The organism is Bradyrhizobium ingae (assembly GCF_055791185.1).
In genome coordinates, this window is record NZ_JBVUBB010000004.1 from 20,231 (window position 1) to 32,174 (window position 11,944).

At 64.7% G+C, this 11,944-nt stretch carries 9 protein-coding genes; 6 read left to right on the forward strand and 3 right to left on the reverse strand.

Features of this window, described 5'->3' with window-relative positions; translation table 11 throughout:
* Nucleotides 1-46: 46 nt before the first annotated feature.
* From ACV1FX_RS07290 to ACV1FX_RS07315, 6 genes are all read left to right on the forward strand, one after another.
* Nucleotides 47-1,306, forward strand: coding sequence for a D-alanyl-D-alanine carboxypeptidase family protein (locus tag ACV1FX_RS07290; RefSeq protein WP_473116870.1), 1,260 nt, complete (start codon nt 47-49; stop codon nt 1,304-1,306).
* A 2-nt stretch (nt 1,307-1,308) separates the two neighbouring features.
* Nucleotides 1,309-1,995, forward strand: a complete 687-nt coding sequence (gene tmk, locus ACV1FX_RS07295) for a dTMP kinase (protein WP_473116871.1) — start codon at nt 1,309-1,311, stop codon at nt 1,993-1,995.
* Nucleotides 1,992-3,038 carry a DNA polymerase III subunit delta' gene (locus ACV1FX_RS07300; RefSeq protein WP_473116872.1) on the forward strand — a complete coding sequence of 349 codons (1,047 nt, stop codon included), beginning with the start codon at nt 1,992-1,994 and terminating at the stop codon, nt 3,036-3,038. Before tmk ends, ACV1FX_RS07300 begins: the two co-directional genes overlap by 4 nt.
* 144 nt (nt 3,039-3,182) lie before the next feature.
* Nucleotides 3,183-5,183 (forward strand): methionine--tRNA ligase, encoded by a 2,001-nt coding sequence (gene metG / locus ACV1FX_RS07305; protein ID WP_473116873.1) that lies wholly within the window; start codon nt 3,183-3,185, stop codon nt 5,181-5,183.
* Between the two features lie 12 nt (nt 5,184-5,195).
* Nucleotides 5,196-5,972 (forward strand): TatD family hydrolase, encoded by a 777-nt coding sequence (locus ACV1FX_RS07310; RefSeq protein WP_473116874.1) that lies wholly within the window; start codon nt 5,196-5,198, stop codon nt 5,970-5,972.
* A 14-nt stretch (nt 5,973-5,986) separates the two neighbouring features.
* Nucleotides 5,987-6,784, forward strand: coding sequence for an MBL fold metallo-hydrolase (locus ACV1FX_RS07315; protein WP_473116875.1), 798 nt, complete (start codon nt 5,987-5,989; stop codon nt 6,782-6,784).
* A 9-nt stretch (nt 6,785-6,793) separates the two neighbouring features.
* Here ACV1FX_RS07315 and ACV1FX_RS07320 read toward each other — a convergent pair whose 3' ends face one another.
* From ACV1FX_RS07320 to ACV1FX_RS07330, 3 genes are all read right to left on the reverse strand, one after another.
* Nucleotides 6,794-7,807 (reverse strand): autotransporter outer membrane beta-barrel domain-containing protein, encoded by a 1,014-nt coding sequence (locus ACV1FX_RS07320; protein WP_473116876.1) that lies wholly within the window; start codon nt 7,805-7,807, stop codon nt 6,794-6,796.
* Nucleotides 7,808-8,382: 575 nt separating this feature from the next.
* On the reverse strand, nt 8,383-10,032 hold the full coding sequence (locus ACV1FX_RS07325; protein WP_473116877.1) for an acyl-CoA synthetase: 1,650 nt from the start codon (nt 10,030-10,032) through the stop codon (nt 8,383-8,385).
* Nucleotides 10,033-10,052: 20 nt separating this feature from the next.
* Nucleotides 10,053-11,942, reverse strand: a complete 1,890-nt coding sequence (locus ACV1FX_RS07330; protein WP_473116878.1) for a TRAP transporter large permease — start codon at nt 11,940-11,942, stop codon at nt 10,053-10,055.
* Between the last annotated feature and the right edge of the window lie 2 nt (nt 11,943-11,944).

An 11,944-nucleotide genomic window follows, 5' to 3' on the forward strand; every position in this document is an offset into this window, starting at 1 on the left:
TTTGCACAGGGGCCAACTGTTAGAACGCCGCTCTCAGGGCTTCGCCATGGCATTTCGCTTTCCTCCGACCCGCACATCCCGGTTCGCCGCCGGGTGGCTCGCGCGCGGCCTCATTGCGGCCGGCGTGGCGCTCGGCCTCGGCTGGGGCGGCATGCTCTATGCTGCCAATCAGAGCGTGCAGGGCGCCAAGAAGGAGGAGGCCGGTTTTGACGGCGACGCGCCCACCGCGATCCTGATCGAGGCGTCGAGCGGTAGCGTCCTCTTTGAGAAGAACGCCGACGAACTGCGTGCCCCCTCCAGCATGATGAAGCTGATGACCGCGGAGGTCGTCTTCAATGCGGTCAAGAAGGGCGACATCAAGCTGACCGACGAATACCGGATCAGTGAGAATGCCTGGCGGAAGGGCGGAGCGCCCTCCGGCAGCTCGACCATGTTCGCTGCGATCAACAGCAAGGTGTCGGTCGACGATCTCCTGCATGGCGCGATCATCCAGAGCGGCAACGATGCCTGCATTGCGCTTGCCGAAGGGATTGCGGGCAACGAGCGCCTTTTCGCCAGCGATTTCATGACCAAGCGCGCGCGCGAGCTCGGCCTCACCAAATCGACCTTCGCCAATTCGAACGGGCTGCCCGATCCCGGCAACAAGATGACGGTGCGCGAGCTCGGCATCCTCGCGCGCCACATCATCCTGGACTATCCGGAGTTCTACAAGCTGTTCGGCGAGAAGGAGTTCACCTGGAATAAGATCCGCCAGCCCAACCGCAACCCGCTGCTGAGCGCCATGGAAGGCGCCGACGGTTTGAAGACCGGCTTCACCAAGGAGGGCGGCTACGGCATGGTCGGCTCGGCCGTGCAGAACGGCACGCGGCTGATCGTCGTCGTCAACGGCCTGGAAGACTCCGAGGATCGCGCCACCGAAGCCAAGAAGATGCTGGAATGGGGTTTTCGCAACTTCGAGACCCGGACGCTGATCGCAGCCGATCAGCCGGTCGGCTACGCAAAGGTGTTCGGTGGCGATAGCCGCTCAGTCAAGCTCATCGCCAAGACGCCGGTCAACGTGATGGTGCACAAGAACGGCGGCGACAAGCTGATCGCGCGCATCGTCTATAGCGGACCGGTGCGGGCGCCGGTTCAGGAGGGGCAACCGGTTGGCGTGGTTCGGGTCTGGCGCAGCGGCCAAATCGCGGTGGAGACCCCGGTCTATGCGGCGGAGGCGATCGGTACCGGCTCAACCATGCGGCGCGCGATTGACGGCGCGAGCGAGCTCGTGATCGGTATGTTCCGCGCGGGCGCCGAGAAGCTCTGACCATGAGCGAGATTGCAGTGAAGCCGCCGTCCGGGCGCGGGCGATTCATCACCTTTGAAGGCGGCGAGGGCTCGGGCAAGTCGACCCAGATCAAGCGCCTCGCCGACCGGCTCGACGCCAGCAAGCTGAAGACCATCGTGACCCGCGAGCCTGGCGGCTCGCCAGGTGCGGAGATCATGCGCCATCTCGTGCTATCCGGGATGGGCAAGCTGCTCGGGCCGGATGCCGAGACGCTGTTGTTCGCCGCTGCGCGCGACGACCATGTCCGCACGGTGATCGAGCCGGCACTCAACCAGGGCACGTGGGTCCTGTGCGACCGCTTCGCCGACTCGACGCGGGCCTATCAGGGCAGCCTCGGCAGCGTGCCCGAAGGCGTCATCAACGCGATGCAACGGGTCACGATTGGTGATCTCAAGCCGGACGTCACGATCATCCTCGATCTGCCGGTCGAGATCGGTCTGCAGCGCGCGGCCGCGCGGCGTGGCAGCGGCACGCCGGATCGCTTCGAGGGCGAGAGCCTCAAATTCCACCAGGATCTGCGCGAAGCCTATCGCAAGATCGCGGCCGGCGATCCCGGGCGCTGCGTGCTGATCGACGCCAGCGGCGATGCGGACGCGGTCGCCGCGCGGATCTGGGCGGCGTTGCGCGATCGCGTATTCAGCGCGCCGACGAAGGCGGCGTCCGCATGAGCCCTCGCCAGACCGAGCGCGAGACCGCGATCCCGCATCCGCGCGAGACCACCCGCCTGTTCGGCCATCGCGAAGCCGAAGCGGCGCTGCTCACCGCCTATCGCAGCGGGCGCATTCCGCATGCCTGGCTGATCGGCGGCCCACAAGGCATCGGCAAGGCGACGCTGGCGTACCGGATAGCGCGCTTCGTCCTCGCGCATGGCCATCCGCTCGCGCCTGGCGTGCAGCGGGCTGAGGACCTGTCGATCGATCCGAACGACCCCATCGCGCGCCAGGTCGCCGCCGGCTCGCATGGCGGGCTGCTGACGTTGGAGCGCACGGCGAACGATCGCGGCGTGATGCGCACGGTCATCACCGTCGACGAGACGCGCGAGACGATCGCGTTCTTTGGCTCGACGGCGGCGGCTGAAGGCTGGCGCGTCTGCATCGTCGACACGGTCGACGAGCTCAATCCGAACGCGGCGAACGCGTTGTTGAAGATCCTCGAGGAGCCGCCGCAGCAATCGCTGTTCCTGCTGGTAAGTCACGCGCCGGCTCGGGTGCTGGCGACGATCCAGTCGCGCTGCCGCAAGCTGCGGCTGCGTTCGCTTGCGACCGACGACGTGATCGGCGCTGCCGCGATTGCCGCCGATATCGATCAGGCCGATCCGGCGCTGCGCGAGGCCGCAGACGCTGCCGAGGGCAGTGTCTCGCGCGCGCTGACGCTGCTCGGCGGTGATGCGCTGAAGCTCCAGCAGCGGACTGCGGCGCTGCTCGCGCGCCTGCCGCAGGTCGATCCAAAGGAATTGCACACGCTTGGCGATTCGCTCGGCACCAGCGACCGCGTGGCACTCGCTGCCTTCATCGACGGCATCGACCGCTGGATCGCCGATCGGCTGCATGCCGATGAGGCCAGCGCCAACCAGAACCTGCCGCGCCTTGCACGGCTTGCGGAGGTATGGGAAAAGATCGTCCGCGCCGCGCGCGACACCGAAACCTACAATCTGGAGCGAAAGCCCTTGGTTTTCTCGGTGTTTGGCTGGCTGGCGGACGCAACGCGCTAGAGCATGATCCGGAAAAGTGCAGAGCGGTTTTCCGAAAAGATCATGCTCAAACAAGAACCTAAAGCGCGATGATGATTCATCCCCGTCATCATCGCGCTTTAGGCGCAGGTTTCCATTTTTGTGAGAGCCGTAAAGGAATTCGTGGTGGCAACGCGAGCTAAGAAAACCGTCAAACGCAAGAGCGGCAAAAAGGCTGCGAAAAAGGCCGCCAAGAAGACGGCAAAGAAGGCAGCCAAGAAAACAGCCAAGAAGGCCGCGAAGCGGTCGACCAAGTCGCCTGCGCGCAAGACAGCCAGGAAGACCGGCAAGGAGGTTGCTGCCAAGTCCGCGAAGAAATCCAAATCGCAGGCCAAGTCGCGCGTGACCAAGGCGGCGAAGAACGCCGGCAAAACGAGCGCGAAGAAGCAGGTCGTTGCCAAGAAGGGCGCCGGAAAACCGGCCAAGGCGGTGGCCAAGGCCGTGAAGACGACGGTGGTGGCTGCGCCGCCCGCGGCGCCGGCTACCGTCGTGACGCTTCCAAAAGTTTCAAAGCCGAAGGCGCCGCGCGCGCCCGCCAAGAAATTAGTTGCTCCACAGGCCGCCGCGCCAGCGGCGGCACCGTCGCGCGAAAACGCCTTCTACATCACGACCGCGATCGCCTACCCCAATGGCCAGCCCCATATCGGCCACGCCTACGAGGCGATCTCGGCTGACGTGCTCGCGCGTTTTGCGCGGCTCGATGGCAAGGACGTGTTCTTCCTGACCGGCACCGACGAGCACGGGCTGAAGATGGTCCAGACCGCGCAGAACGAGGGGCTGACGCCGTCGGCGCTCGCAACCCGCAACGCCAACCGATTCAAGGAGATGGATGAACGGTTCGATGTGTCGTTCGATCGCTTCATCCGCACCACCGAGGAGCAGCACCATCGTTCCAGCCAGGAGATATGGCGGCGGATGGCCGCGAACGGCGATATCTATGCCGACACCTATGCCGGCTGGTACTCGGTCCGCGACGAAGCGTATTACGCCGAGGACGAGACGCGCCTCAACGATGACGGCGTGCGGCTCGGCCCGCAGGGCACGCCGGTCGAATGGGTGGAGGAGAAGAGCTATTTTTTCAGGCTGTCTGCCTATCAGGACAAGCTCCTGAAGCTCTATGAGGACAATCCCGAATTCATCGGTCCTGATGCGCGCAAGAACGAGGTGGTGAGCTTCGTCAGAAGCGGCCTGCGCGATCTGTCGATCTCGCGCACCACCTTCGACTGGGGCGTGAAAGTGCCCGGTGACGAAGAGCATGTGATGTATGTCTGGGTCGATGCGCTGACCAACTACATCACCGGCGTCGGCTTTCCCGACGAGAGCGATGGCAAATGGCGCTACTGGCCGGCCGATGTGCACATCATCGGCAAGGACATCATCCGCTTCCATGCCGTCTACTGGCCTGCGTTCCTGATGTCGGCCGGCATTCCCGTGCCGAAGCGGGTCTATGCCCACGGCTTCCTGTTCAACAGGGGCGAGAAGATGTCGAAGTCGGTCGGCAATGTCGTCGATCCCTTCAATCTCGCGGACCAGTATGGCGTCGATCAGATGCGGTATTTCTTCCTGCGCGAGGTGCCATACGGCCAGGACGGCAACTACAACCACGAAGCCATCGTCGCGCGCATCAATGCCGATCTCGCCAATGATCTCGGCAATCTCGCGCAGCGCTCGCTGTCGATGATCGCAAAGCAGCTCGGCGGCGTGTTGCCGGAGCCGGGCGAGTTCAGCGACAACGACAAGGCGATCCTGGCGCAAGCTGACGGCATGATCGCACTCGCGCGCGAAGCGATGGCGACACAGCAGGTCCATCAATGGCTCAACGCGGTGTGGGCCGTGGTCGCCGAAGCTAACCGCTATTTCGCGGGTGAGGCGCCCTGGGCGCTGGCGAAGACAGATCCGGCACGGCAGAAGACCGTCCTGTACGTGACCGCCGAGGTCGTGCGCCAGATCGCGATCCTGACCCAGCCGGCGATGCCGAGCGCCTCGGCCAAGCTGCTCGACAGCCTCGGCATCCCCGAAGCCGAGCGTGGCTTTGCGACGCTCGCCGGCGAGAAGCGGATCGCGCCGGGCTCGACGCTGCCTGCGCCGACGCCGGCGTTCCCGCGCTACATCGAACCGGCGGCCTAAAGGCGTAGGACGATGCTGGTCGACAGTCACTGCCATCTGGATTTTCCGGATTTCTCGGACGATCTCGACGGGATCGTGTCGCGTGCGGCGGCCGCAGGTGTCGGCCGCATGGTCACGATCTCGACACGGGTGCGCAAGCTCGACCAGCTCATCGCGATCGCCGAGCGCTACGACAACGTCTATTGTTCCGTCGGCACTCATCCGCACAACGCGGATGAGGAGGACGGCATTTCCGCGGATGAGCTGATCGCACTGACGAAGCATCCCAAGGTCGTTGCGCTCGGAGAAGCGGGGCTCGATTATTTCTACGATAACGGCTCGCCGGCGGCGCAGGCGAGGGGCTTTCGCGCCCATATCGCGGCAGCGCGCGCAACCGGCCTGCCGCTCGTGATCCATACCCGCGAGGCGGACGAGGATTGCGGACGAATCCTGGAAGAGGAAGTCGCGAAAGGATCATTTGCCGCCGTGCTGCATTGTTACACGGGCGGACGGGAGCTTGCGCTGAAGGCGATCTCGCTTGGTCTCTACATCGGCTTCACGGGAATCCTGACCTTCAAGAAGTCGGAAGCCTTGCGCGCGCTGGCGGCCGAGTTGCCGGCCGACCGCATTCTCGTGGAGACGGATTCGCCCTATCTGGCGCCAGGCAAATTCCGGGGCAAGCGCAACGAGCCGGCCTATGTGGTGGAGGTGGCGAAGGTGCTGGCCGAGACGCGCGGCGTATCGCTTCCGGATATCTCGCGTCAGACCACCGAAAACTTCTTCCGCCTGTTCTCCAGGGTAAAGACCTGAACCAGGGGCGCTGCATGACACTAACGCTGACGATTATGGGCTGTGGTTCATCGGCCGGCGTGCCGCGCCCGGCGCTCGGCTGGGGCGCCTGCGATCCCAACAATCCAAAGAATCGCCGCCGCCGCTGCTCGCTGCTGGTCGAGCAGGCCGGCGAGCACGGCACCACGCGCATCGTCGTCGATACCTCGCCCGACCTACGCGAGCAGCTCATCGACGCCAATGTCGACCATATCGATGCCGTGTTCCTGACCCACGAGCATGCCGACCAGACCCACGGCATGGACGATCTGCGCTCGGTCGTTCTGCACATGCGCAAGCGCATTCCGACCTATTTCAACCAGTCGACCGCCAAGGACATCATGGCGCGGTTCTCCTATTGCTTCATCTCGCCGGAGGGCAGCGACTATCCGCCGATCCTGACGCGGCATTCCATCGAGGCGGGCGAGAGCCAGACCATTTTGGGGAAGGGCGGTGCGGTGAAGATGACGGCCTTCCTGGTGCAGCACGGCCAGATCCCCGCGCTCGGCTATCGCATTGGCGACGCCGCCTACACGCCCGATCTCAACGACATTCCGCGCGAGAGCTGGGGTGCGCTGGAAAATCTCGATCTCTGGATCGTCGACGGCCTGCGCTACACCGGGCACGTCAGCCATTTCAGCATCAACGACGCGCTGTCCTGGATCGAGCGGTTCAAGCCGAAGCGCGCCGTGATCACCAACATGACCGCGGACGTCGACTACGAGGTGGTGAGGCAGTCGCTGCCAGCGGGCGTCGTACCGGCCTATGACGGTATGCGGCTGGAAACGCGGTGAGCGCGCGTCCTACCAGGCGTAGCGCATGACCGCCTTGCCGGTATAGGACCGCACCTGGCTGGCGAATTCGCCGTCGAAGCTTGCGGCGGCAGCCCAGCCGTTCAGCCATTTCAATTCGATCGACCCGCCCGCAAGCGCCGAGTTCGGAGCCAGCGCCGCGCCGCTGGGGATGTAGCCGAGCCCGGGCAGCGCCTGGAAGGCCGGCGCGATCGTGCTTGCTGCGCTGAAATCATGCGCCCAGGCGAGGTGCGTGCGTAAGTTCAGCGCACCACCCTGGAGCGCGAAGGACGCGTTGGTGCGCAAGCCCAGTTCGCTGCGACTGTCGGTGACACGATCGCTGCCGAAGGCCGCTACAAAGGCGTTCGTGGCAAAGGCCGGTTGTGTTGCATTGGCCGGCATGCTGAAGGCCATGTACTGTCCGGCGGCGTAGGCGGTCACGCCGAGCCAGGGCGTGACGAAGCGGTAACCGCTTTCGATACGGCCGGAATAGGCATTGGCATTGAAGGCAGCGTTGAGCTGATCGATGCCGGGATGATCGCTGGTGATCGCCTGCCAGCCATAGGCGAGCGCCGTAGCGACGTACGCCTGCCCGACCGTATGCCTGACAAAGGTGCCGGCCTGAAACAGGTCGGAGCGGCCACTGCCGGCGCTGCCGGCGAAATTGGTGCCGCCGCCGGCCATCGCAAAACCAAGCCGCGTTTGCGGGGACAGGGAGTAATCGGCGCCAACCACGGTTGCAAAGATCCGGCTCGATGAACCGGCGCCCGGCGCGGCGTTGCTGCCCGCAACTTGCGAGCCGCCGATGCCCGAAGCCCAGACATTCCAGTGGGGCGCGTAAGATGAGCCGGTGAGGGGCATTTTGCCGTAGACGGCCTGATAAACCTCGCGGCCGACACCGCCCCGCATTCGATCTGACGGAATCGCCGCGTAGGCCGCAAGCGTCTCGTCGACGCGCGCAGGCGAGGCGTCCGCTGCGCGGCCGTCGATGGCGGGATCCAACAGCGTCTGTGTGAACTGCGTCATCGCTAGGAAAGTCGCTTGGGCCGTCTCGGCCTGCGACAGCGCCATTGGGCCTGACGGCGATGCTGGGCTGAAGCCGGCGTTCGTTCCCGTCGCTAGCGCCATGGTCGCAGAAGCAAGGCTCGGCTGACTGGTCAGATTGCCACCGGCGGGAGGCGAGGTCGTGGCGCTGGTGGTTGGAGATGAAGTCGTCGCCGCTGCGCTGCCAACACTTGAGGGCGCTGGCGGTGCCGGGCCTGCGGGCGTTTGAGTTGCTTGCGGGTTAGGCGTGACAGCGACGGTCTTTTCGGGCGCGGGCGCGCTGGCTTCCGGCAAGCCTTGCGCATGCGCAGTGCCTGGCAGAAATCCGATCGTCAATAGCAGCGCCAGACGCAAAGATGCGTCTGTGCGCAAGACAAATCGCATGAAGCGCCCCACCGGGTCGGTCGCCCGCCGCGTCAATCGCGCAGCGCCTCGTTCGGGAATCAGCGAATCCGACCTTGTGGAACCGTAGGCGGGCCGGGATTTTTTTCAAATCTTTTCCGACCGTTTCCGGACTTTCACGGGAAGCCGAGCCTTGATCGCAGACAAGGCGCGAATTACGCCGATATCGCCTTCGCCGAATCCACCTGGTTGCGCAGCAGGAATTTCTGGATCTTGCCCGTGGACGTCTTTGGAATTGGCCCGAACACCACCGCTTTCGGCGTCTTGAAGCCGGACAAGTGGCTGCGGCAGAAGGCGATGATGTCGGCTTCGCTCGCGCTCGCGCCGTCCTTCAGCTCGACGAAGGCGCAGGGCACCTCGCCCCATTTCGGGTCGGGTTTTGCCACCACGGCTGCGAACAGCACGGCCGGGTGCTTGTAGAGGATGTCCTCGACCTCGACGGAGGAGATGTTTTCGCCGCCGGAGATGATGATGTCCTTGGAGCGGTCCTTGATGATGACGTAGCCGTGTTCGTCGAGCACGCCCAGATCGCCCGTATGAAACCAGCCGCCTTCGAAAGCTTCTCTGGTCGCCTTGTCGTTCTTCAGATAGCCCTTCATCACGATGTTGCCGCGGAACATGACCTCGCCGATGGTCTCGCCGTCGCGCGGCACCTCCTGCATGGTCTGCGGATTGATGACGGTCACGCCTTCCTCCAGCGGGTAGGGCACGCCCTGCCGCCGCTTCATCCGCGCGCGCTCGGGCGCGGACAGTTCGTCCCAGCCCGGCTGTTCGGCGCAGACGGAGGCCGGGCCATAGACCTCGGTGAGTCCATAAACGTGCGTGAGCTTGATGCCGATGCTCTCGGCGCCTTCGAGCACCGCAACCGGCGGAGCGGCGCCGGCGATCAGGCCGACGACGCGCCGCGCGGCCGTGCCCTTGGGCGCATCGGGTGCGTTGATCAGCGTGTTGTAGACGATCGGCGCGCCGCACATGTGGGTGACGTCGTGCTGCTTGATCAACTCGAAAATCTTCGTCGGCTCGACCTTGCGCAGGCAGACATTGATGCCGGCCGATGCGGCAATGGTCCAGGGGAAGCACCAGCCGTTGCAATGAAACATCGGCAGCGTCCAGAGATAGACCGGGTGCTGGCCGAGATTGCCGGCGAGGATGTTGCTGACCGCGTTCAGATACGCGCCGCGGTGATGGGTGACGACGCCCTTGGGATTGCCCGTGGTGCCCGAGGTGTAGCTCAGCGCGATCGCGTCCCACTCGTCCTGCGGCGGGATCGCATTGAAGGCGGGATCGCCCTGCGCGACCGCGGCTTCATATTCGATTTCGCCGATGCGCTTGCCGCCCTTGAACGCGGCGTCGTCGACGTCGATCACGAACGGTCTTGGCCCCTTCATCTGCGCCATCGCATCGGTGATGACGCCGGCAAACTCGGGATCGACCAGGATGATCCTGGCCCCGCCATGATCGAGCTGGAACGCGATCGAGGGGGCGTCGAGGCGGATGTTCAAAGCATTGAGCACCGCGCCGGTCATGGGGACCGCGAAGTGCACCTCGTTCATCGCCGGCACATTCGGCAGCATGGCTGCCACGGTGTCACCGATGCCGATGCTCTTGCCTGCCAGATATGATGCAAAGCGGCGGCACCGTTCATGGGTCTCGGCCCAGGTGAAGCTGCGGCCTTCATAGACGGTGCTGACATGGTCTGGGTAAACGGCGCCGCTGCGCGCGAGGAAGCTCAGCGGGCTCAAGGGCACGTAGTTGGCGGGCGTCTTGTCCAGGCCGATATTGTAGTGGTTCTGTCTCTCACCCATCGGCACACTCCTTCAACGCTTCAAAGGAATCCGATCGAAATCCACGGGAAGATCGCAACGATAATCAATCCTACGAGCAATGCCAGCAGATAGCCCCAGATTGGCCTGATGCCCTCGGCGGGGTCAACGCGTCCAATCGCGCAGGCAGCATAATAGCCGACGCCGAAAGGCGGGGCGAACAGGCCGATGCCCATGGCGAGGATGATGACCATGGCATAGTGCACCTCGTGCACCCCGACGGCGCGCGCGATCGGAAACAGAAGCGGTCCGAACAGCACGATGGCGGGAATGCCTTCCAACACGCTGCCGAGGATGGTGAAGGCCAGGATCGAGACCGCGATGAAGGAGGCGGAGCCGCCGGGCAGGCCGGTCATGGCCGATGCAAGCGAGCGCGAGAAGCCGGATTGCGTCAGGCCCCAGGCCATGCCCGTGGCGGTGCCGATGATCAGCAGGATCGCCCCTGACAGCGCGGCAGTCTCGACCAGCATCGGAAACAGCCGCCGCCAGTCGAAGCGGCGGTAGATCAAAAGGCCGACCAGCACGCCATAGACGATGCCGATCGTGGAGACCTCCGTGGCGGTGGCGATGCCTTCGACCACGGCGTAGCGGATCACAAAGGGCAGGGCGAGCGCGGGCAGGGCGATGACGAAAGTTTTGCCGATCTCGCCAGCCGTGGCGCGGCGGACATGGCTCATGTCCTCGTGGCGGTAGCGCCACCAGACCAGCAGGCAGAGCGTCAGTGCCAGCACCACGCCGGGCAGCAGGCCGCCGGTGAAGAGGGCCGCGATCGAGACGCCCGTGACCGAGCCTATGGTGATCAGTACCAGACTAGGCGGAATGGTTTCGGTCTGCGCTCCGGTGGCCGCGAGCAGGGCGACGAGATCGCCGGGCTTGGCGCCGCGCTGCTTCATCTCGGGGAACAGCACTGGTGCGACCGCAGCCATGTCGGCCGCCTTGGCGCCGGAGATGCCGGAGACCAAGTACATGGCGCCGACCAGCACGTAATGCAGCCCACCGCGGACATGGCCGAGCAGGCTCGCCAGGAACGCCACCATGGCCCGCGCCATGCCGGTCATCTCGATCAAAAGCCCCAGGAACACGAACAGGGGCACCGAGAGCAGGATCAGATGACTCATGCCCTCGTCCATCCGTCCGACCAGCACCATCACCGGCGTTCGCGTGGTCAGCACGAGATAGCCGAAGATCGCAAGACCAAAGCCGAACGCAATGGGAACGCCGGCAAAGACGCAGAAACCGGCGACGCCGACGAAGAAGATCACCAGGTTGAGATTGCCGAGCGGCCGCAAGTACGGCTGGGCGAGCCAGGACAAACCGACGACGACGGCGACCGTCACGGCGGCCGCCAGCACGGTGCGATAGTTGGCGGCGCGCAGCAGGCGCAGCACCGCGAACGCCGCCATCAGGCAGATGCCGACCGGCAGCGCGGCGGCGCGCCACATGTTCGAGATCTGCAGCGCCGGCGTCGTGATGAAGCTTTCCTCATAGGCGTAATCGTAGGATGGCCAGACGATCATCACGAGAAACGCCAGTGCGGCGCAGACCGCCACGAGATCGAGCCAGGCGCGCATCGCAGGGCTCGCGCTCGCGACGATTGCCGTCATGCGCATATGCTCGGAGCGGCGGAACGCCACTGCCGCGCCCAGCATGGCCAGCCACAGGAACAAAATGGATGCGAGCTCGTCCGACCAGATCAGCGGCCGGTGAAAGCCGTAGCGTGCCACGACGCCGGCGAACAGAATCACGATCTCGGCGATGACCAGGATCGCCGCCGGGATCTCGACGAGGAAGCCGAGCACGCGCTCCAGCGAAGCCAGAAACGAAGGTCGGCGAGGGGACTGCACGGTCACCTCGCCCACCACCTCGGTCACCTGAACCTCGATATGAGCCATGA